Genomic DNA, 20416 nt, shown 5'->3' on the forward strand with positions numbered 1-20416 from the left:
CCAAGGGGGCAGGAAGTTCAAGCGCTTAACAGGGTTATCCCCGGCGGCGACGTCGGCGGCGACCTCCGCCATCTTCGTCACCACCACCGGTGTTGAAGCTGGGTTCTGGCAGCTCGACCACCGTCCTTAGGATCGGGAACGGATCCGAAGAATTCGGCATGGCAGACGCATTGACGAAATGCTCTTGGAACTTGGCTTCTACGGCGGTTTCGATCTTGGTGATCTTTCGAACGGTGTCCTCGATCTCGGCCCGCGCTGCCCGGTTCAGAAGGGCGATCCGTGCCCCTGTGCCCGCCGCGTTCCCAGCAGATGTCACCTTGTCCAGCTCGCAATCAGGGATCATGCCCAGAACCATTGCGTGCTTGGCCGAGATATGTGCGCCAAACGCGCCAGCCAGCACCACGCGATCCACGTTGTCCACACCACGTTTGTCCATAAGAAGACGCGCGCCAGAGTACAGCGCGGCTTTGGCCATCTGGATGGCGCGAATATCGCCGTTGGTGACAGTGATCGGCTTCTGATCCTCATCTCCGTCCCACAGGCGATAGGCGTTGGTACGTCCATCCGCAAAGCAGCGATCCGTGCCGGTTTGTTCAGCCGACCCGATCAGGCCGCCTGCATCCACCAACCCGGCCATTCGCATTTCGGCAATCACTTCGATAATGCCAGAGCCGCAAATGCCGGTGACGCCTGTGACGGCGGTAGCGGCGGCAAAACCTTCCTCGTCGGACCAGATATCCGAGCCGATCACACGGAAGCGCGGTTCCTTGGTGACGGGATTAATCTCAACCCGTTCGATGGCACCCGGAGCGGCACGCTGGCCAGCGCTGATCTGCGCGCCTTCAAACGCGGGGCCAGTTGGGGACGAACAGGCAAGCACGCCGTTCTTGTCGCCCAGAAGGATCTCCGCGTTGGTGCCAACGTCCACGACCAGCACAAGATCTTCGGACTTGTCCGGCGCTTCGGACAGAGCGACAGCTGCTGCATCTGCTCCCACGTGGCCCGCAATGCAGGGCAACATATACAGGCGGGCAAGGGGGTGGATGGTCAGGTCGACATCTGTGGCTCGCAAACGCATCGCGTCCGAGGTTGCCAGCGCGAAAGGTGCTTGCCCCAATTCAAATGGGTCAATGCCAAGGAATAGGTGGTGCATCACCGGGTTACACACCACGACCACATCCATGATCAAAGACTTGTCGATCTCGGCATCCGCTGCAATCTGTGTAAACAGGGCGTCCATGCCTTCGCGCACCGCAGTGGTCATTTCCTGTGCGCCGTCGCTGTTCATCATCGAATAGCTGACCCGGCTCATCAGGTCTTCGCCAAAGCGGATCTGCGGGTTCATAAGGCCCGAGGACGCCACGACCTCGCCAGTCGACATATCACACAGATGCGCGGCGATGGTGGTCGAGCCAAGGTCCACGGCCATGCCATAGACGGTGCCCTCGTGATAGCCGGGCCAGAAATGCATGACGCGGGGCGGGTTTTCTTCGTCCCCCAGATGGAGGGCAACAGTGACTTTCCATTCGCCTTTGCGCAGGCAAGGTTGCAGGGTCGATAGTATGTGAAGGTCGGCCCGTACACCTTTGATCTCCCACTGCTCTTCAATGGCGGTGACAAGGCGTTCCAAGTCGCCAGAGGGTTCGTGCATGTCAGGTTCTTCGACCTCGACATAGAAAAGTTTGACCACCGGATCCAGCGTGATGTCACGGGCCTCGGCCCGTTTGCGGACCACTTGTTTGTGGACTTGGCTTTCTGGTGGCACATCCACCACGACGTCGCCCTGTACGGTCGCCTGACAGCCCAAACGGCGGCCTTTAGGCAGACCGCGAATGTCGTCATAGCGCTGTTCGACCTTGTTCCACTCGGACAGGGCGTTCTCTTCGACTGTTACGCCGTGCTTCGGGAATTCGCCAAAGCTGGGGGTGATCTGACATTTCGAACAGATACCACGCCCGCCACAGACCGAGTCCAAGTCTACACCCAACTGGCGGGCGGCTGTCAGAATGGGCGTCCCGACCGGGAAGCGTCCCCGCTTGCCAGAGGGGGTAAAGATGACCAAAGGATCCTGAGACATTGCGCGCGTCTTTCCTGTTGATTTTTAACCAATTTAAGGAACGCACAGGCGGGTGCAATGCCTGCTTGCGGCATAAATAGTCTGGAAACGCCGTTTTTTGGCTGCGTACAGGGATTAACGCTCTTGTTGGTCAAGCCAATCCAGAATTGCGGCTCGATCTCCGTCCAAAAGTGGGGCTGCGTCAGGTTGACGAGAGTCGTCGACACTGTCCATCTTGATCGGGTTTCCAGCTGCGACGAAGGGCTTACCGCCGTCCGGGGCGGGCAGGTGCTTGACCATGTTGCGCGCTAGGATCTGTGGGTCCTGCATCGCTTCCGCGACGTTCTGGATCGGCGCACAGGGGATGCCTTCGGCAGCAAGAACCTTTAGCCAATGTGCGCGGGGATGCCCCAAGGTGACGGTTTCAATCCGGCGACGCAGAAGCTGCACGTTTTCACAACGGGCCATGTTGTTTTCAAATTCAGGCCGTGTCGCCCAATAGGGCTTTCCAATCACCTCACACAGTTTTCGGAACAGTACATCATTGCCACAGGCGATGACCAACAGCCCATCTGCTGCGTGATATGTTTCAAACGGCGCGATTGAGGGGTGCCGGGCACCTGATGGCTCTGGCGAAATGCCAGTTTCGCCGGTGATGGCGATGGCGTGTTCGATGATGGCCAGCTGACTGTCCAGCATCGCCACATCGACCTTCTGCCCTTTGTCTGTCTTTTCGCGCTGGTATAGCGCGGCGAGCAGCCCGTGACCCAGAAACATGCCGGCTACGATATCACCTACCGAGGCACCCACGCGCACCGGTTCGCGGTTCTTTTCGCCAGTGATCGACATGACCCCACCACGCGCCTGTGCCACCATATCATAGGCGGGTTTCAAGGCGTCTGGTCCGGTGTGCCCAAAGCCCGACACCGCGCCATAGATCAGATGCGGATGACGTTTCGAGAGCGTGTCCCACCCATAGCCCAGACGCTCCATCACACCGGGGCGATAATTCTCCATCACCACATCGACTTGCCCCAGCAGGCGTTCAAACACGGCGCGATCGGCATCGTCCTTCAGGTTCAACGCAATTGACTGTTTGTCACGGTTGATGGTCGCAAAATAGGCGCTTTGGCCGTCGCGAAACGGTGGAAAATGACGCGTGTCATCGCCAATGCCCGGCTGTTCTACCTTGATCACCTTCGCCCCAAGATCAGACAGGATCATCGAGCAATACGGCCCCGCCAGTACATGGGTCAGGTCCAGAATTGTGATGTCTGAAAGGGGGGCGGTCATGGGATTTCCTTCGGGCATTTGTGATCGCTAATGGCGCAGGGTTCTTTGGGCTTTGCTATAGATCAAGTTCCACAAAATCATCACCGAAATGTAAAAAGCGCGCCACGATGGGCGCGCTTTCAACGTTCAGGTTGCGAGGGTTTTAGCCCCGACGGCGACGGCCACCGCGACGGCCACCAGCAGCACCAGCGGCTCCGGCATTGGTCGAGTTGAACTTGATCCACTCGGCGCCGCCTTCGTCGTTGTTGGTCAGGAAGTTGGCAGCGCGAATGGCTTCCATTTCCTTGCCGGCTTTCGGCTTTGTCGAGCCGAGGCCGAACACCTGGCAGAATGTCTCGTCATCCATATCTGCCGGAACGACGATACCCTTGGCTTCGATCTCGGCCTTCTTTTCGGCCAGCTTTTTTGGACCAACGGGCAGGGCGATTGGGTTCATGATGGCCGAGGTCATGCCGGTGGCCATTGCCATCGGCAGGAAGGCGTTGTTGATGCCATGACGGTTGGGCAGGCCGAACGAGATGTTCGAGGCGCCGCAGGTGGTATTCACGCCCAGCTCATCACGCAGACGGCGGTTCAGTTCAAACACCTGCAGCCCAGCGGTGCCCATCGCGCCGATTGGCATGACCAGCGGGTCAACCACGATGTCGTGGGCAGGGATGCCGAAATCAGCCGCGCGTTCCACGATCTTCTTGGCCACTGCGAAGCGTACATCGGGATCTTCCGAAATACCGGTGTCGTCGTTCGAAATCGCCACAACCGGGACGTTGTATTTCTTCACCAGAGGCAGAACCAGTTCTAGACGATCTTCTTCGCCGGTGACCGAGTTCAGAAGGGGGCGGCCATTGGCGGCTTCCAGACCTGCTTCAAGTGCACCCGGAACCGACGAGTCGATGCACAGGGGGCAGTCGGTGACGGCCTGCACGGTTTCGACCAGTTTGCGCATCAGGTCCGGCTCGACAAAGTTGTTGTCAGCGTAACGCGGGTCTTCGGCCATCTTGTTCGAGAACACAGCGCCCGAATTGATGTCGAGGATGGTCGCACCAGCGGCAACCTGGGCCAGTGCATCGCGTTCCACGCGGCTGAAATCATCGCGCTCCAGCTCTTCGTTCAGGATCTTGCGGCCAGTCGGGTTGATGCGCTCGCCGATCACCGAGAACGGCTGGTCAAAGCCGATGATCGAGGTCTTGGTCGCGCTTTCGACGATGGTACGTGTCATTCTTGATTATCCTTTGGTCGCGTTCACGGGGGCGGTGTTGTCTCCGCCATGCTCGATGGCCCAGTTGGCAATGGTCTTGATCCCGCCCAGCGGGAAGAAGTGCACTTGGGTGATGTTGAAGTCGGGGTTGGCAGCTTTGTGCAGCGCCAGATCGTTCAAAACTTCGGTCGGCTCGTGCGGCAGAAGCAGTTTCGACACGTCTTTGGCGCGTTTTTGCAGCACTTTCAGGGACGGGCCAACGCCACAGGCAATGGCAAACTTGATCATGGTCTGAAGTTTGGCTGGACCCGCGATGCCGATATGGATCGGCAGGTTCATGCCGCGCTCGGCCAGCTCATTGGCCCAAGCGATGACCGGTTCGGCTTCGAAGCAGAACTGAGTGGCCAGCGCCATCTCAGCGTCGGTGCGTTTCGAGAATTCCTGTTTCCAGTCCAGCGCCGCATAGGTGTTGGCGCGACCACCCTTGGGGTCGATGTCCAAGTTCGGCTCGGGGTGACCGGCAACATGCAGATTGGTAAAGCCCGCCTGATCAAACAGACCGGTTTCCAGCAGCTGCATAGAGCTGTCGAATTCGCCAACCGGCTGGGCGACGCCGCCGGCAAGGATCAGGCCCTGCTTCACGTCCGCTTCGCCCTGATACTGAGCAATCCAGTCGGCCAAGGTGGCTTTGTCTTTGATGATGCGCGCAGGGAAGTGGGGCATCACGTCGAAGCCTTCTTCTTTGACGCGCTTGGCGGTCGCGACCATGTCTTCAATCGGCGTGCCTTCGATATGGGCGATATAGACCCGCGTGCCTTCTGGCAGAAGGTCACGGAAATCTTCAACCTTGCCAGCCGTGCGCGGCATGATTTCAATCGAATAGCCCTTCAGGAAAGCCTGAAGTTCGGGGGATGCGGCATTGGCCTGACCTTCGGTCGGCTTCTTGCGGAAGTTCAACAGCGCCATGGCTGCCTCCTTGATAGAGGGTGGGATCAAGCCCATCCGTCGTTGCCAATCAGAGCGACAAGCCGCTCTTTGTCATATTCCGCGTCCAAGCGCGCAGCCTCGGCCGTCGCGATCTCTTGCGGGTCACCTTCGACAGAAAAAGGTTCGGCCTTGCGCCATTCCGCCAGATAGGCGTCGCTGTCTTTCGCGTTCACCTTCATGGCGGCCCGGTCAATGGCCTGTTCGAACCGCTCGGGCAGGGGGGCTTTCGACCCACGGCGCCCTTTGCCCACGATCACCTGGGCGGGGATGTCCCTCCAATACACGATGGTGACGTCTGGCATTGCGATTCTCCCTTTTCTTCGTCCTCTATTCGTAGTCGCGCTTGCCCCGTGCCTTGTGTCGATTTTCGACACGCCGCGTTTCAACAGCGACTTCGCAGGCTACATGGGGTCGCGTTCATACGATCCGCGCCAAAGGAATACGAAAAACGACCGGCGCAGGCTATGCCATCCGCCGTGAAAACCATTCATGTTGATTATGACATAAGACAGTCACATTTGCTGCCCCGCAGGGATTGCCAGCACCGGCCATGCACCCTATCTTAAAGGTAACTTGAAAATGGAGGGCGTGACCAATGACGCCCAAGCGTCCCAAAGGTGCGGGCGTGTTCCCGAAAGCGGTAGTAGCCCCCGCGCCATCCCCCGTGGATCCGGCCAGCCTGTACGCGGCTCTGGACCTCGGTACAAACAGTTGTCGCATGCTGATTGCCCAACCAAAGGGCAGTCAGTTTCATGTCGTAGACAGCTTCTCGAAATCGGTGCAGCTGGGCCGTGGTCTGGAAGCATCCGGACGGCTGAGCCGTTCATCCATGGCGCGCACCATTCAAGCGCTGCGCATTTGCCGTAAGAAGCTGATCAAACATGATGTAAAACGTATGCGGCTTGTCGCAACCGAGGCCTGCCGCCGCGCGACCAACGGCAAGAATTTCATGGCCAATATTCGCCGTGAAACCGGTTTGGATCTGGAAATCATCAAACCCGAAGAAGAAGCGCGTCTGGCCGTGGTATCCTGCGCGCCTTTGGTGTCGACCAAGACCGAACAGCTTCTGGTCGTCGATATCGGTGGAGGCTCGACCGAGCTTGTCTGGATCGACTTGTCAAAAGTCCCCCCGTTGGATCGTGCGCAATCCATCATGAGGATGGGGCGCGGGTTCTCGGGCGGTGTGGGCGATTTCCCGGCCGCCAGCGTTGTGGATTGGATTTCTGTCCCTCTGGGCGTGGCGACTTTGCGCGAGATGTTTGACGATGTGGAGGACGACGCGGGCCGCTATGCCCTGATGTCAGTGCACTTTGAAGAGCAACTGGCCGATTTCAGTCCGTTCCACCACGAACCGCCCCGCGAAGGGTTCCAGATCATCGGTACTTCCGGAACCGTTACGACTGTCGCAGCGACCCATCTGGGGCTGCGCCGCTATGACCGGACCCGCGTAGACGGGTTGCGCATGACGTCCGAGCAGATCGAACGTGTGATTCAGGGTTATCTGGCCATGGGGCCAAAGGGGCGGCGTGTGAACTCTCATATCGGGCGGGATCGCCAATCGTTGATCATGTCGGGTGCGGCCATTTTGCAGGCGCTTTTGCGTGTCTGGCCGACTGATCGCTTGTCAGTTGCGGATCGTGGCCTTAGAGAAGGCATCCTTTATTCTCAAATGTCCTCGGACGGCGTGTTGGAAGGCGGACCATTCTGATGTCTCAAGACGGTGGTAACTCCGGCGGCTCCCAAGGGGGCGGCAACAAGTATTCAAAACGCACACGCAAAAGCTCGGGCCGGGGTCAGCGTGACCTGACGGTGAAGGTGAAAACCGCGCGGGGGCGACGCAGTTCTTCGACTCGATGGTTGCAGCGCCAGTTGAATGACCCCTATGTGCAGCGCGCGCAGGCCGAAGGTTTTCGTGGTCGCGCGGCTTATAAGATTATGGAATTGGACGATAAATACCGGTTCCTCGTGAACGGTGCACGCGTTGTGGACCTTGGCTGTGCGCCCGGGGGCTGGGCACAGGTCGCCGTGCCCCGCATCAATGCACTGGGTGAAAAGTCTGGAAAACGCGTTGGCACCTATCTGGGCGTGGATTTGCAAGAGGTCGAGCCTTTTGCCGGTGCTCGTTTCGAGCAGCTTGATTTCATGGACGAAGATGCCGACCAAGTCGTGCGTGACTGGCTGGGTGGCAAGGCGGATGTGGTTATGTCTGACATGGCGGCGTCCAGCTCGGGCCACAAGCAAACTGACCACTTGCGTATCATCTCGCTATGTGAAGCCGCGGCTTATTTCGCGTTCGACGTGTTGGACGAAGGCGGGACCTTTGTGGCCAAAGTGCTAGCCGGCGGTGCCGAGGGCGAACTTCAGAAGCTGTTGAAGACCAAGTTCAACAAGGTGATGAACGTAAAACCGCCCTCAAGCCGGTCGGACAGTTCGGAAAAATTCGTGGTCGCGATGGACTATAAGGGCTGAACCAGTTGCCGGGCCACAGGGCGCGTGCTGGCTTTAGCTTGTCGTCTTTTGAACAGCCCCCTACATCCCACCGTGACACAAAGTATTCAAAATGAATGTACCGCCCGTGCGCATCGCCGGGCGCAGATCTGAAAGGTGCAACATGCGCGCACAACCTCAAGCCAGCCATTTCATCAACGGCGCCTATGTGGAAGACACTGCAGGGGCCGAGATCGACGTGATTTTCCCGGCGACGGGCGAGGTCATCGCGAAACTGCATTCCGCGACGCCCGCGATCATCGAACAGGCCATCACCACGTCGCTAGCCGCACAGGCCGATTGGGAAGCTATGACCGGGACCGAGCGTGGCCGCATCCTGCGTCGCGCCGCCGACATCATCCGCGAACGCAACCACGATCTGTCGGTTCTGGAAACGCTCGACACCGGTAAGCCCTATCAGGAAACCAGCGTGGCGGACGCGACATCGGGTGCGGACGCGTTGGAGTATTTCGGCGGTTTGGCTGGGTCGCTGACGGGCGAACATATCCAGATGCCAGATGGGGATTTCGTCTATACGCGCCGTGAGGCGCTTGGCGTTTGTGTTGGTATCGGTGCGTGGAACTATCCGACCCAGATCGCCTGCTGGAAGGCGGCGCCTGCGCTGGCATGCGGCAACACCTCGATCTTCAAGCCGTCTGAAACCACACCGCTTTCCGCGTTGAAAGTGGCCGAGATCATGATCGAAGCCGGCGCACCGGCTGGTATTTTCAACGTCATTCAGGGCTATGGCGACGTGGGCGCAGCGTTGGTGACGGATGATCGCGTGGCCAAAGTCTCGCTCACCGGATCGGTGCCGACGGGCCGTAAGGTTTATGCGGCTGCCGCTGCTGGCATGAAGCATGTGACCATGGAGCTGGGTGGCAAGTCGCCCATGATCGTTTTTGATGATGCGGACGTCGAGAACGCCGTGTCGGGTGCAATCCTCGGTAACTTCTATTCGTCAGGGCAGGTCTGCTCGAATGGCACGCGCGTATTCGTGCAGAAAGGTATCAAGGAAGCGTTCCTGAAGCGCCTTGCTGAGCGTCTGGAAGGGGCCGTGATCGGTGATCCGCTGGATCCAGACACCTCGTTCGGGCCGATGGTCAGCGAAGGGCAGTTGAACATCGTCATGAACTATATCGAAAAGGGCAAGGAAGAGGGCGCGCGTCTGGCCTTTGGTGGGGCACGTATTGACGGCGAAGGCTTCTATTTACAGCCCACCGTCTTTGCTGACGTCACCGACGACATGACCATCGCCCGCGAGGAAATCTTCGGCCCCGTCATGTCGGTACTGGATTTCGAGGATGAGGCCGAGGTTATGGCCCGTGCCAACGACACCGAGTTCGGGCTGGCCGCTGGCGTGTTTACCAATGACCTGACACGTGCGCATCGTGTGGTTGCCGGGTTCGAGGCGGGCACCTGCTATATCAACACCTACAACGACGCGCCGGTTGAAGCGCCATTTGGTGGCTCGAAGGCGTCAGGTGTGGGGCGTGAAAACTCAAAAGCCGCGATCGAACATTATTCCGAGCTGAAGACGGTCTATGTTCGTCTTAGCGACCTAGAAGCACCGTTCTAAGTCCCAATTACAAAACGATAAAAGCCGCCCATCCATATGATCTGGGCGGCTTCATTGTATGTGGAACAAGCATTGCGGTGGGCAGGTTTAGTGGTCGTTTTTGCGATCAAATTGCATCAGCGCCAGTGCAAGACCGGAACAGATCGTGACGCCGGTCATCAGGGGCAGGGGTGTGCCGTTAAAGGCAAGCCCAATGGGTGCGGCGATCGCCATCGCTGCCACGGTCGGAAGCGCGCCAATCAGCGCACTTGCGGTTCCGGCAACATGTCCAAGGGGCTGGATGGCAAGCGCGTTCAGGTTGCCGAAGCTCAGGCCATTCAGGAAGAACAAAGTGGCGGCCCACAGGCAGAACATGATCAGCGCACTGTTTCCTTGAGGCTCGTACATGCACCAGATGGTCAAGGTCAGCCCTGCCAGAACCGTCTGTGTGGCAAAGCCCGCTTGAGCCAAACGGCGCATACCGATCCGCATCACCAAACGCGCGTTCAAAAGGCCAGAGGCGGCCGAAAAGATTGTAATGAGCGCGAAATAGACCGGCCATTTGGTACCCGCACCCAAGACGTCTACAAAAATCTGCTGGGCGGAACTGATGAAGGCGATCAACTGGGCGAACGCAAAGGTGATCACGCCCATATACAGCAGAGTGACGCGGCTTTTCATAACGATTGTAAAGGCTTCCAGTGTCGGTCGTGGCGACAGTGGGCGTCGGCGCTCTGGCGCCAGTGTTTCAGGCTGGCGAAGAAGGAACCAAGTCAGAATGGCGATGGCCACCAAGATATAGGTGGTGAACATATGCCGCCAACCAAAGCCCAGAACCACCCATTGTCCAATCAACGGCGCAACGGCCGGGACGAGGACGAAAAAGGTAAAGGCCATCGAGTTGACCTGGGCCATCTGCCGGCCTTCATAAAGGTCACGGGTCATCGCCATGCCACAGGTGCGTGGGCCAGCGGCGCCCATGCCTTGGACGAAGCGCCAAAAGAGAAGGGCCTCGAGCGATTGAGCCCAAAGGGCCGCAAAGGCCGCGGCCATGTAAAGCAGCATTCCCAGCGCCAGCGAACAACGCCGTCCGATCGCGTCCGACAGGGGGCCGAAGATCAGCTGCCCAGCGCCTGCTCCGATCACAAAAGAACTGATCAGAAGCTGCGCACGGTTTACATCTTCAGGGACCAGCAGCGAGGCGATTTCGGGCAAGGCCGGTAGGATCGAGTCGATCGAGAACGCCACCATCGAAAACAAGGCTGCCATCAGCAGCACGTATTCCCGCAAGCGCAATGGCTCGACTGGAGGGTTCGTCATGATCCTCACTGAAGAGGCGTCCCACTCTGAACGTCATCGGCATCCAACTGGGCTGTAATGTCGTCAATGACTTGTTGCCACAGCTTGATGGGTTGCGCACCCGGAACCACATGCTGGTTTGCGATCAGGAAGGTCGGGACCGAGTTCACACCCTTTTGGCGCGCATCCATATCGCGGGCCAAAAGGTCGCTTGCGTCCGCAGACGAGGCCAACAGGCGGGCCACCATCTCGCCATCCATTCCTGCGCCCGAGGCAACATCGCACAGCACTTCGCTTTCGCCGATGTCGCGGCCGTCCACGAAATAGGCACGGAACAGACGATCAACCACGGCGTTTTGCTTGCTTTCAAGCCCCGCCCAGTGGATCACACGGTGTGCGTTCATCGTGTTCGGAGTACGCTTGATATCTTCAAGATTGATCTCGACGCCAGATGCTGCGGCTTCTTCGATTACCGGCATATAGGCTTTCACGGCTTTCTCTTGGCCGCCAAATTTGTTTTCCAGATAGGTGCGCCGATCCATGCCTTCGGGCGGCATTTCCGGGTTCAGTTGGAAGGGGTGCCACTGAACCTGAAATGGATGGTTTGGGCGTGTTTCCAATGCAAAATCTAGCCTCGTTTTTCCGATATAGCACCACGGGCAAATCGGATCAGAGAAAATATCCAGACGGATCATATGGTACTCCTATGGCGGTAAGCTCTATCTGGGATTGAGATGTTTGGGAAGAGCTCAGGTGCTTTCCATTCCATTCAAATCAACCATTAGGCGCAAAGCCGCTCGTGATAGTTTGTTGTTTGTAGATCGAGGCAGAGCATCAACGGCCCTGAATAGACGTGGGCATTTATAGTGGGCCAGCAAGGCATGGGCATGTTGAGACAGTTCGTCATCGGGCAAGGGATCTTTGGTAGGGATATAGAAGCATCCGATCACACTTGCATCCGCTTTCACAGAAACTTCAACACAGGCGGCTTCGCCTATCCCCGGATGTTGAGCCATCACGGCCTCAACCTCAATCGGCGAGACGCGATATCCGCCGGCATTCATGATGTCGTCTGATCGCCCCTCATAGGTGAAAGCACCGGTTTCGGTCATGGATGCGCTGTCTCCGGTCAGAAACCAATCCCCATGAAACTTCGCGTCGGTGGCGTCGGGTGCGTTCAGGTACTCCAGCATCAAGCCGGGGTCGCTGCGGTGGATGGCAAGCGTGCCCGCAGTGCCTAAGGGCGCAGGGCAGCCTTCATTGTCTAGAATTGCCAGATGCCGACCAGCTTGCCCAAAGCCCAGCGCTCCATCGAGCACGGGTCGCGCTGGCGAGCCAGAGATGAAGGTCGAGCATTCGGACATGCCGAATGCTTCGTGAATGGGGGTGTTGGTTTGGCTTTCCCACCGGGAACGGGTGACGTCTGGCAGTTTCTCGCCAGCAGACAGCCCGTGGCGTAGTTGTGGAAGCGGGGGCAGGTCGTTTTTCAGCATCTGGCGGTAGACGCCCGGCGCGGCGGCGAAAATGGTGACACCCTTGCGATTCAATAAGTTTGACAGTTGATCAGGCGTGCTACCTGCTGCCGGGATCAGCGCCGTCGCTCCAACCGACCAAGGGTCCATCAATCCGGTGCCCAGCGTGTAGGTCCAGTTGAATGCACCCGCATGCATCACGCGGTCAGTGGCAGTGATCCCGTACCACCCGTCCCACATCATCTGACGCGCCCAAATGGCCCGGTGGGCGTGCAACACGGCACGGGCTTGACCCGAGGTGCCTGAGGTAAAGATGATATAGGCGGGCCGTTCTGGACTTCCCTGGTGAAAAGGGGTCGGGGGAAGATCTGTGAACCCGTGCAGGGCCTCTGTATCGATAACGGGGCATGTGGTCGGTTCAGGCAGGGCGATGCCGGGATCCGCGATGATCAGGGATGGCGCGACCAGTTCGGCCATGCGGGTGATCTCGGTTTTGGTCAGCTGTGAAGAACTGGGGATCGGGACAAGACCGGCAGCGATGGCACCAAGGAACCCCAGTGGAAAATCTACCGTGTTGCCAAGCCGAAGCAGAACTCGATCACCGGGCTGCAGGCCTTGCTGCAAAAGCCCGGTCGCCACACCGCGCACCGCGCGATTAAGCTGCGCATAAGTCCAAACTGCATCGTCAGCTTCGTTTGGCGCCAAAATCTCCAACGCGGTCTTGTCGCCCAGCCGTTTTGCATGTTGCAGCACGTATTGCGCCATGTTGAAGGGCGAGGGTGCCTGTGCGAGCGGCTTTGAGGGCGTCAGTTCCGAGATCATCGTCCTGATGTGCCAAGGGATGGCCCCGGATGCAAGCCGTGCGGTTGCATCAGCGCAGATTGTCTGTATTCAAGGGGCATGACGAAAGCAGACCAACCCAGCCTGATCAAGCTTGCCCGTGAAACCGGGGAAGACTTGCCGGATCCCAGCCCGCTAAATTTGGGCGAGCGCGTACGCGAGTTGCGCAAATCTCGTGGTTGGACGCTTGAACAGGCGGCGGGGCAGGCGGGGCTTGCACGCTCGACCCTGTCCAAGATCGAAAACGGTCAGATGTCACCTACCTATGAAGCGCTGAAGAAACTGGCCGTGGGGCTTGAGATTTCAGTGCCGCAGCTGTTCACCGCGCCGAAGTCAGCGCAAGTGTCGGGCCGCATGGCCGTGACTAAGTCGGGCGAGGGTGCTGCGCACCCAACCGTGACCTATGAACACGAGATGCTGGCGGGTGCGCTGACCAAGAAATCCATGCTGCCTTATCGCGCTCGTGTCCGCGCTCGTGCGTTTGACGAATTCGACGGTTGGGTCCGCCATGATGGCGAAGAATTCCTCTATGTCCTGACCGGGGCTGTGCGCCTGATCACCGAGTTCTATGAACCGGTCGAGATGCGCCGTGGCGACAGCGCCTATTACGATGCCTCGATGGGGCATAACGTGATTTCGGTCAGCGAAGAGGATGCGTTGATCCTGTGGGTGACCTCGCTGACCTAAGGGTTAGGCGTTCGGAAACCAGTGACGGGTGCGGTTGGCGATCGCCACCAGAGACAGCATCACAGGCACTTCAACCAGAACGCCGACTACTGTGGCCAGCGCAGCACCCGAGTTCAGGCCAAACAGCGAAATCGCCACAGCCACAGCCAACTCAAAGAAATTCGACGTGCCAATCATGCAGGCCGGTGCTGCGATGTTATGCGGCAGCTTCATCGCTTTCGCCGCACCATAGGCGATGGCAAAAATTCCATAGGTCTGGATCAGCAACGGCACGGCAATCAGGACAATCGCCAGCGGTTTGGCCAGAATGGTCTGTGCCTGAAATCCAAAGAGCAGCACGACGGTGGCCAGCAGGCCAACCACGGACCACGGCTTTAGGCGCGCCAGAAAACTGTCCAGCGCCACCGGTCCCGTCTTGATTAGACGGGCACGCGTCAAGATGCCCGCCGCTAGCGGCAGGACCACGTAAAGGACGACCGAGAGAAGCAGGGTTTCCCACGGAACTGTGACGTCTGAAATGCCCAGCAGGAAGGCCGCGATGGGGGCGAAGGCGAAGATCATGATCACGTCATTCACGCTGACCTGCACCAGCGTATAGGCCGGATCGCCCTTGGTCAGTTGACTCCAGACAAAGACCATCGCCGTACAGGGCGCCACGCCCAGCAGGATCATGCCCGCTATGTATTCATTGGCGGTTTCGGGTTCGACAAGGCCAGCAAAGATGACCCGGAAGAACAGCCAGCCCAGCGCTGCCATAGTGAAGGGCTTGATCAGCCAGTTGATCACCAAGGTCAGGACCAGCCCCTTGGGGCGGCGGCCGATGTCTTTGATCGAGGCGAAATCGACCTGCACCATCATCGGATAGATCATGACCCAGATCAGCACGGCGACTACAAGGTTCACCCTCGAGATCTCGAGCGCGGCGATGGTTTGGAAAAGTCCGGGCATCAGGTTGCCCAGAAGAACGCCCGCAATGATGCACAAGGCTACCCAGACGGACAGAAAGCGTTCGAAAATACCCATGTGACCTCCGGGCGGCAGATGATCGCGTTGCGCGATGCCTAGCCGCCGCCCGAAGTCAGTTCAAGTTTATTCCTGATACCACCAGATTTCCGGCTGGAAGCCCAGATAGTCGCCATACATCGGGATGCGTTTGGGGAAGTGCAGCTCTTTTGCGTGGGCGATGTGCGATTTATCGCTATACCCCAGAGGAATGACGAAGCGGCTGGCGGTCAGGACACGATCCAGAGCTTTCACGGCGGCGCGGAAATCATCCTGATCCCCCGCTGTCAGCATCGCATCGATCAGCGCATCAATTGCGGGGTTCTTTACGCCCATCCAGTTACGTGATCCGTCCGTATCAGCACTCTCGCCGCCCCAATATAGCTTCTGTTCGTTGCCCGGAGACAAAGACAATCCACGCCAGTAATAGGCCATGTCGAAGTCAAACGCGGTGGTGCGTTCTTTGTACTGTGCGGAATCGACCGAGGTGATCGTGGGTGTGATCCCCAGTCGCGAGAGTGCAGCCGAGAAGATTTCGATCTCCTGCCGGTTCTCATCCGCGCCGGATTTCAGAAGGATCTCGAAGGTAAAGGGCTCGCCTGCGGCGTTCTTCATGGCGCCGTCTTGCACGGTCCAGCCAGCTTCTTCCATCAGACCCATGGCTGTGCGGATGCCTTTGCGGTTGCGCTCGGAACCATCCGAAGCGGGCAGGCTATAGCCCTCGATCGCGCCGGGGGGAATATCACCGGCCAGTCCGTCCAATAGCGCACGTACCTTGCCCTGCGCTTCCTCTCCGGGCGTCATGCCCAGAACCGAGTTATGGAAATAGGACAGGATGCGGCGCTTGGTGTTGCCGTGGATTGTCTGATTGATGAATTCGAAGTTGAACGCATGGATCATCGCGTCACGGACGCGAATGTCTTGGAATACCGGGCGACGTGTGTTCATCACATAGCCCTTGATGCCGGTGGGGCGCTGATGCGGGACGTCGGACAGAACGATGTCACCCGACTGAACGGCCGGGAAGTTGAACTGCGTGGCCCATTTATGGGCGTTGGTTTCGCGGTGGGTGTTGGCCTCGCCAGCCTTGAATGCCTCGAAGGTCACACCGCCATCGCCGTAGTAATCGAACCTGATCTCATCCAGATTGGCCTGACCCTGCATATAAGGCACGTCCTTGCCCCAATAATCGGGGTTGCGCTTCAGGGTCAGATAGCGACCGGGTTCAAATTCGCCAATCACGTAAGGACCCGAGGTGATCGGCAGTACGTCCACACCAGAGGCGTCGAAATCCGCAGCTTCCCACTGAGCTTTCTTCAGGATGGGACGCATCCCCAAGATCAAAGGCAGTTCGCGGTCTTCAGTGTTGAAGGTGAACTTGACCGAGCGCGGGCCGGTTTGCTCCATCGTGGCGATCTTGTTCCATGCGCCGTGATACCGAGGATGGCCCTTGGTGCCGAGCGTCTCGTAGGACCACATCACGTCTTCCACGGTAAGGGGCGTGCCATCGGAAAATGTCGCCTCTTCGCGCAGGGTGAACTCGACCCAAGTGCGGGCGTCATCGGTTTCAACGGTTTCAGCCAACAAGCCATAAAGCGTAAAGGGCTCGTCCCAGCTTCGGCCCATCAGGCTTTCGGCCAGCAAGAAACGCAGCTGCCAAGGGGTGCTGCCTTTGCGGATATAGGGATGCAGGCTGTCAAAACTGCCGGATTCAGCGAAAACGATGCGGCCACCTTTGGGCGCGTCGGGGTTCACATGTGGCATTGCGGTGAAATCGGCGGGCAGGGCAGGGGTGCCGTACATGGCGATCCCGTGCTGCGGTTCTGCCTGGGCTGCAAGCACTGATGACAGTGTCACAACGCCCGTTGCGATCATCCCGCGAAGCTTCTGGGGTATATTTGTTCTCATTGCGAAACGATCCTTCACGTCCCTGATTTGTTTGGGGAAACACTAAGGGTGGAAAACTGCCTTTTCAAACTTTTAGCTTGGATAAAGGCGCTGAACCGCTTATAAAGAATGCACTGCTCGATAGGTTTCTTGCCTGTATGAAACCTGCCTCAATAACTTTGCGCCCGCCTTGTGCGGGCGTTTTTTTTATGGCGAATCCTGCGAGGCGTTCCAAATCACACCTGTCCCGTTAGAAGAGAAGAATCGGGTGATTCCTTTCGGACTTTTTCCCCATCGAAACCTCTGGTGCGCTGGATTCGTTGCGCTATGCTGCGGCGCAACAGATTTCTCATCGTGGATAAGGAACCCCATCATGGCCATCACAACGTCGCTGGAAGGCAAAACTGCCGTCGTCACGGGATCGAACTCGGGTATTGGTCTTGGGGTCGCGCAAGAGCTGGCGCGCGCAGGTGCGGATATCGTCCTGAACTCGTTCACCGATTCGGCCGAAGATCACGCCATTGCTGACGCCATTGCGCAGGAGTTCGGTGTGACCGCGCGCTATATTCAGGCAGATATGTCAAAGGCCGAGGATTGCCGCGCGCTGGTCGAAAAGGCTGGGCGCTGCGATATTCTGGTGAATAACGCCGGTATTCAGCACGTGGCTCCGGTCGAAGACTTCCCCATCGACAAGTGGAACGCGATTATCGCGATCAACATGAGCTCGGCTTTTCATACCACCGCCGCAGCTGTTCCACAGATGCGTGCCAACGGATGGGGGCGGGTGATCAACATCGCTTCGGCGCATGGCCTGACAGCGTCACCCTATAAGTCGGCCTATGTTGCGGCCAAGCACGGCGTGGTCGGCCTGACCAAAACCGTCGCTTTGGAAACCGCCGAGGATCCGATCACAGTGAACGCGATCTGCCCCGGCTATGTTTTGACCCCACTGGTCGAAAGCCAAATTCCGGATCAGATGAAGACCCACGGTATGGACCGTGATCAGGTGGTGCGTGAAGTCATGCTGGCCCGTCAGCCGTCCAAGGATTTCGCCACGGTTGAACAGATGGGCGGAACCGCTGCGTTCCTGTGTTCGGATGCTGCGGCGCAAATCACCGGGACGACGATCTCGGTCGATGGTGGCTGGACGGCTCTGTAATCATGGCATCCCCCAAGCGGATCAACCTGGCCCTGCAAGGTGGCGGGGCCCATGGTGCTTTCACCTGGGGCGTACTTGATTGCCTTCTGGAAGACGAAGAGATCGAGATCGCAGCAATCTCGGGCGCATCAGCAGGGGCCTTGAACGGCGCTGCTGTGAAGGCGGGGCTTGTGTCGGACGGAAAGGGCCAAGACAGGGATGCGGCCCGCGCATCGCTAGACGCGCTATGGCATCGTTTGGCCGGGGTAAATGACCTGCGCCTGACCACATGGTTTGCTCAGTTCGCACCGCAAAGCGACCTGATCAGTCAGGCGCTTGAGGCGACACCTGTATTCGCTTGGGCCGACATGGCCAGTCGGATGGTTAGCCCCTATGACTTTGGGCCGCTTTACATGAACCCTCTGAAGTCGGTGGTCGAGGCGTTCGACTTCGATCAGGTCTGTGCCGATACAGGCCCAGCGTTGCATGTCTCAGCGACCAATGTGCGCACCGGAAAGATTCGGGTGTTTCAGGGGGCTGAAATCTCGACCAATGCGATTTTGGCTTCGGCCTGTCTGCCTACGATTTTTAAGGCGATCGAGATGGAGGATCCGAAAACGGGCAAGGTCGAGGCTTACTGGGACGGCGGATACACTGGAAACCCGGCGTTGTTCCCGTTGTTTGACCGCAGTCTGCCAGCGGATGTGGTTGTGGTGAATATCAACCCTCTGTTCCGGCCCGACGTGCCCACCACCGGTCAGGAGATTCAAAACCGCATCAACGAGATCAGCTTTAACTCGTCGCTGTTGCGCGAATTGCGCGCGATCAGTTTCGTGAAGCGGTTGATTGCCGAAGGTCAGATGTCTTCGGATCAGATGCGGGACGTGCTGGTGCATATGATCGCTGACGATGTGTTGATGCGGGATCTGTCGATCGCGACCAAGCTTATCCCAACTGCGGTGATGTTGACGCGGATGAAAGAGGCCGGTCGCAATGCGGCAAAAGCTTTCTTATCTGCGCATCGCGGGGATCTGAACACCCGAAGCACAGTCAATCTGGAAGATATGTTTGGTTAGGTCTTAGTGTAGCGTGCCGTTCACGACACCCAACAGCAGCTTCAATGCAATAGCCCACATCACGACGCCAATAATCACATCAAGAACCCGCCACGAGGCGGGTTTTTGCATGACAGGTGCCAAGAAACGTGCGCCGTATCCTAGTGAAAAGAAGAACACGAAGCTGGATATCACAGCCCCAGCCCCAAAGATGATCCGTGTGTCCCAATCTGGATACGACGTTGAAATCGCTCCGATCAGGCCAAGCGTGTCCAAATACACATGAGGGTTTGCCCAAGTGAAGGCAGCCGCAATGGCCAAGGTCGCCCAAAGCCCGCGGGACTTGCCAGCAATCTCCATCGCGTATTCGCCCTTCCAGGCGGCCAGAAAGCGCAGCAGGCCGTAGACGATAAGAAAGGCAGCTCCGGCAAGGGCCATGACAACAGGAAGCGACGGCATCGCCTCGACCAGCGCGCCGAAACCGGCCACACCGGCGGCGATCAGGAAGGCATCAGAGGTCGCGCAAAACAGGCACAGCCAAAAGACGTGCTGCTTCATCAGCCCTTGGCGCAGGACAAAGGCGTTTTGCGCACCAATCGCAAGGATCAGGGAAAAGCCGGTCGCGAAGCCGGTAAGGGCAGGGGCGAAGCTCATGCGTCGTTGGTCTCGGCAGGTGGAAGACTTGGGTCTTTGGAATTCGGATAGACCAGACCTGCGGAGATCACCAGTTTCGCAGCATCCTCGACCGTCATGTCCAGCTCGACCACAGAATGACGCGGAACGAACAGCAAAAAGCCCGACGTTGGGTTCGGCGTCGTCGGCAGGAAGACCGAGATGATGTCCTCGTTCACCGGGATGCGCGCGTCCACTTCGCCTTTGGCCTTGGTCGAGATGAAGGCGATCGCCCAAATCCCTTTGCGCGGGTACTCCACCAAACAGGCCTTGTCGAACTTAGTGTCTGTCGACTGGCTGAACACAGTCTCGGCGATCTGTTTCAAACCGTTATAGAGCGAACGTACGACCGGCATGCGGTCCACAAGCCCTTCTCCCCATGACAGGAAAGACCGGCCAATAAGACCCTTTGTGATCCAGCCTACGAGGACGGTGAAAATCAGGAACACCACAACGCCAAGGCCACGCACATTGACGCGCACGTCTTCGCCAAACAGCATTTTGAACCATGCGCTGTCACCGAAGAACCGATCGATCAGCGCATCAGGCTGATAGACACCGGGAACGAAGGGCAAAACCCAACTGTCGATCCAACCTACAAAAGTCCAGATCAGCCACATGGTTATGGCGATGGGAACCACAACCACGAGCCCGGCAAGGAAGTTGTTGCGCAGACCGGTAAAGGGGCGCCACTTGCGCCTGTGGTGGTCGTCTTCTTCGTTCATGAAGGTGGGTTCCCGTTTCTTCTCGCGCAAAACTTATGTGCTTGGGGCGGGATCGGCAATAGC

General features: G+C 58.2%; 18 protein-coding genes. 6 read left to right on the forward strand and 12 right to left on the reverse strand.

Annotated elements, in window-relative coordinates; translation table 11 throughout:
• Positions 1–34 precede the first annotated feature (34 nt).
• The 5 genes from ACP15F_RS05715 to ACP15F_RS05735 all read right to left on the reverse strand — a co-directional run bounded on the left by ACP15F_RS05715 (position 35) and on the right by ACP15F_RS05735 (position 5833).
• Entirely contained in the window at positions 35–2077 is a 2043-nt protein-coding gene (locus ACP15F_RS05715) for an ASKHA domain-containing protein (RefSeq protein ID WP_424939860.1), read from the reverse strand.
• 114 nt (positions 2078–2191) lie between these two features.
• Positions 2192–3349 carry a CaiB/BaiF CoA transferase family protein gene (locus ACP15F_RS05720; RefSeq protein ID WP_424939861.1) on the reverse strand — a complete coding sequence of 386 codons (1158 nt, stop codon included), beginning with the start codon at positions 3347–3349 and terminating at the stop codon, positions 2192–2194.
• A 142-nt stretch (positions 3350–3491) separates the two neighbouring features.
• Positions 3492–4565, reverse strand: coding sequence for a methyltetrahydrofolate cobalamin methyltransferase (locus ACP15F_RS05725; protein WP_424939862.1), 1074 nt, complete (start codon positions 4563–4565; stop codon positions 3492–3494).
• Between the two features lie 6 nt (positions 4566–4571).
• On the reverse strand, positions 4572–5510 hold the full coding sequence (locus ACP15F_RS05730) for a methylenetetrahydrofolate reductase (RefSeq protein ID WP_424939863.1): 939 nt from the start codon (positions 5508–5510) through the stop codon (positions 4572–4574).
• 26 nt (positions 5511–5536) lie between these two features.
• Positions 5537–5833, reverse strand: coding sequence for a virulence factor (locus ACP15F_RS05735; protein ID WP_108856265.1), 297 nt, complete (start codon positions 5831–5833; stop codon positions 5537–5539).
• 293 nt (positions 5834–6126) lie between these two features.
• On the opposite strand from ACP15F_RS05735, the gene ACP15F_RS05740 reads away from it, so the two are divergent.
• The 3 genes from ACP15F_RS05740 (at position 6127) to betB (ending at position 9597) form a co-directional block, all read left to right on the forward strand.
• Positions 6127–7239 (forward strand): Ppx/GppA phosphatase family protein, encoded by a 1113-nt coding sequence (locus tag ACP15F_RS05740; RefSeq protein ID WP_424939864.1) that lies wholly within the window; start codon positions 6127–6129, stop codon positions 7237–7239.
• On the forward strand, positions 7239–8000 hold the full coding sequence (locus ACP15F_RS05745) for an RlmE family RNA methyltransferase (RefSeq protein WP_424939865.1): 762 nt from the start codon (positions 7239–7241) through the stop codon (positions 7998–8000). The genes ACP15F_RS05740 and ACP15F_RS05745 overlap by 1 nt, the downstream gene beginning before the upstream one ends.
• A gap of 142 nt (positions 8001–8142) precedes the next feature.
• The gene (betB, locus tag ACP15F_RS05750; RefSeq protein ID WP_424939866.1) at positions 8143–9597 is read left to right on the forward strand and encodes a betaine-aldehyde dehydrogenase; all 1455 of its coding nucleotides are present in this window, start codon (positions 8143–8145) and stop codon (positions 9595–9597) included.
• A gap of 87 nt (positions 9598–9684) precedes the next feature.
• Here betB and ACP15F_RS05755 read toward each other — a convergent pair whose 3' ends face one another.
• Genes ACP15F_RS05755 through ACP15F_RS05765 form a run of 3 tightly spaced genes read right to left on the reverse strand, consistent with a single transcriptional unit; the run spans position 9685 to position 13169 of the window.
• Entirely contained in the window at positions 9685–10896 is a 1212-nt protein-coding gene (locus tag ACP15F_RS05755; RefSeq protein ID WP_424939867.1) for a multidrug effflux MFS transporter, read from the reverse strand.
• A gap of 5 nt (positions 10897–10901) precedes the next feature.
• Positions 10902–11570 carry a DsbA family oxidoreductase gene (locus tag ACP15F_RS05760; RefSeq protein WP_424939868.1) on the reverse strand — a complete coding sequence of 223 codons (669 nt, stop codon included), beginning with the start codon at positions 11568–11570 and terminating at the stop codon, positions 10902–10904.
• 54 nt (positions 11571–11624) lie between these two features.
• Positions 11625–13169, reverse strand: coding sequence for a class I adenylate-forming enzyme family protein (locus ACP15F_RS05765; protein ID WP_424939869.1), 1545 nt, complete (start codon positions 13167–13169; stop codon positions 11625–11627).
• A 78-nt stretch (positions 13170–13247) separates the two neighbouring features.
• Between ACP15F_RS05765 and ACP15F_RS05770 the strand changes: the two genes are divergently transcribed.
• The gene (locus ACP15F_RS05770; RefSeq protein ID WP_424939870.1) at positions 13248–13874 is read left to right on the forward strand and encodes a helix-turn-helix domain-containing protein; all 627 of its coding nucleotides are present in this window, start codon (positions 13248–13250) and stop codon (positions 13872–13874) included.
• 3 nt (positions 13875–13877) lie between these two features.
• Here ACP15F_RS05770 and arsB read toward each other — a convergent pair whose 3' ends face one another.
• Positions 13878–14897, reverse strand: a complete 1020-nt coding sequence (gene arsB, locus ACP15F_RS05775) for an ACR3 family arsenite efflux transporter (RefSeq protein WP_424939871.1) — start codon at positions 14895–14897, stop codon at positions 13878–13880.
• 66 nt (positions 14898–14963) lie between these two features.
• Entirely contained in the window at positions 14964–16784 is a 1821-nt protein-coding gene (locus ACP15F_RS05780; protein WP_424939872.1) for an extracellular solute-binding protein, read from the reverse strand.
• A 352-nt stretch (positions 16785–17136) separates the two neighbouring features.
• Between ACP15F_RS05780 and ACP15F_RS05785 the strand changes: the two genes are divergently transcribed.
• A complete protein-coding gene (locus ACP15F_RS05785) occupies positions 17137–17922 on the forward strand; it encodes a 3-hydroxybutyrate dehydrogenase (protein WP_424939873.1) in 786 nt (261 codons plus the stop codon).
• Positions 17923–17924: 2 nt separating this feature from the next.
• Positions 17925–18977 carry a patatin-like phospholipase family protein gene (locus tag ACP15F_RS05790; protein ID WP_424939874.1) on the forward strand — a complete coding sequence of 351 codons (1053 nt, stop codon included), beginning with the start codon at positions 17925–17927 and terminating at the stop codon, positions 18975–18977.
• A 3-nt stretch (positions 18978–18980) separates the two neighbouring features.
• On the opposite strand, the gene ACP15F_RS05795 is transcribed toward ACP15F_RS05790, so the two are convergent.
• Both ACP15F_RS05795 and ACP15F_RS05800 read right to left on the reverse strand, forming a co-directional pair.
• Entirely contained in the window at positions 18981–19610 is a 630-nt protein-coding gene (locus tag ACP15F_RS05795) for a LysE/ArgO family amino acid transporter (RefSeq protein ID WP_424939875.1), read from the reverse strand.
• Positions 19607–20353 (reverse strand): DUF502 domain-containing protein, encoded by a 747-nt coding sequence (locus tag ACP15F_RS05800; protein WP_424939876.1) that lies wholly within the window; start codon positions 20351–20353, stop codon positions 19607–19609. The genes ACP15F_RS05795 and ACP15F_RS05800 overlap by 4 nt, the downstream gene beginning before the upstream one ends.
• Between the last annotated feature and the right edge of the window lie 63 nt (positions 20354–20416).

Origin of the sequence: Aliiroseovarius sp. S253 (genome assembly GCF_049800855.1) — a bacterium.
Lineage (GTDB): Bacteria > Pseudomonadota > Alphaproteobacteria > Rhodobacterales > Rhodobacteraceae > Aliiroseovarius.

Excerpts from the sequence above, each read along its gene's own strand:
- ACP15F_RS05715 (WP_424939860.1), bottom strand. The coding sequence starts at position 2,077 with ATGTCTCAGGATCCTTTGGTCATCTTTACCCCCTCTGGCAAGCGGGGA.
- ACP15F_RS05770 (WP_424939870.1), top strand. The coding sequence starts at position 13,248 with ATGACGAAAGCAGACCAACCCAGCCTGATCAAGCTTGCCCGTGAAACC.
- ACP15F_RS05745 (WP_424939865.1), top strand. The coding sequence starts at position 7,239 with ATGTCTCAAGACGGTGGTAACTCCGGCGGCTCCCAAGGGGGCGGCAAC.
- ACP15F_RS05785 (WP_424939873.1), top strand. The coding sequence starts at position 17,137 with ATGGCCATCACAACGTCGCTGGAAGGCAAAACTGCCGTCGTCACGGGA.
- arsB (WP_424939871.1), bottom strand. The coding sequence starts at position 14,897 with ATGGGTATTTTCGAACGCTTTCTGTCCGTCTGGGTAGCCTTGTGCATC.
- ACP15F_RS05730 (WP_424939863.1), bottom strand. The coding sequence starts at position 5,510 with ATGGCGCTGTTGAACTTCCGCAAGAAGCCGACCGAAGGTCAGGCCAAT.
- ACP15F_RS05720 (WP_424939861.1), bottom strand. The coding sequence starts at position 3,349 with ATGACCGCCCCCCTTTCAGACATCACAATTCTGGACCTGACCCATGTA.
- ACP15F_RS05795 (WP_424939875.1), bottom strand. The coding sequence starts at position 19,610 with ATGAGCTTCGCCCCTGCCCTTACCGGCTTCGCGACCGGCTTTTCCCTG.
- ACP15F_RS05780 (WP_424939872.1), bottom strand. The coding sequence starts at position 16,784 with ATGAGAACAAATATACCCCAGAAGCTTCGCGGGATGATCGCAACGGGC.
- ACP15F_RS05755 (WP_424939867.1), bottom strand. The coding sequence starts at position 10,896 with ATGACGAACCCTCCAGTCGAGCCATTGCGCTTGCGGGAATACGTGCTG.
- betB (WP_424939866.1), top strand. The coding sequence starts at position 8,143 with ATGCGCGCACAACCTCAAGCCAGCCATTTCATCAACGGCGCCTATGTG.
- ACP15F_RS05790 (WP_424939874.1), top strand. The coding sequence starts at position 17,925 with ATGGCATCCCCCAAGCGGATCAACCTGGCCCTGCAAGGTGGCGGGGCC.
- ACP15F_RS05735 (WP_108856265.1), bottom strand. The coding sequence starts at position 5,833 with ATGCCAGACGTCACCATCGTGTATTGGAGGGACATCCCCGCCCAGGTG.
- ACP15F_RS05760 (WP_424939868.1), bottom strand. The coding sequence starts at position 11,570 with ATGATCCGTCTGGATATTTTCTCTGATCCGATTTGCCCGTGGTGCTAT.
- ACP15F_RS05740 (WP_424939864.1), top strand. The coding sequence starts at position 6,127 with ATGACGCCCAAGCGTCCCAAAGGTGCGGGCGTGTTCCCGAAAGCGGTA.
- ACP15F_RS05765 (WP_424939869.1), bottom strand. The coding sequence starts at position 13,169 with ATGATCTCGGAACTGACGCCCTCAAAGCCGCTCGCACAGGCACCCTCG.
- ACP15F_RS05725 (WP_424939862.1), bottom strand. The coding sequence starts at position 4,565 with ATGACACGTACCATCGTCGAAAGCGCGACCAAGACCTCGATCATCGGC.
- ACP15F_RS05800 (WP_424939876.1), bottom strand. The coding sequence starts at position 20,353 with ATGAACGAAGAAGACGACCACCACAGGCGCAAGTGGCGCCCCTTTACC.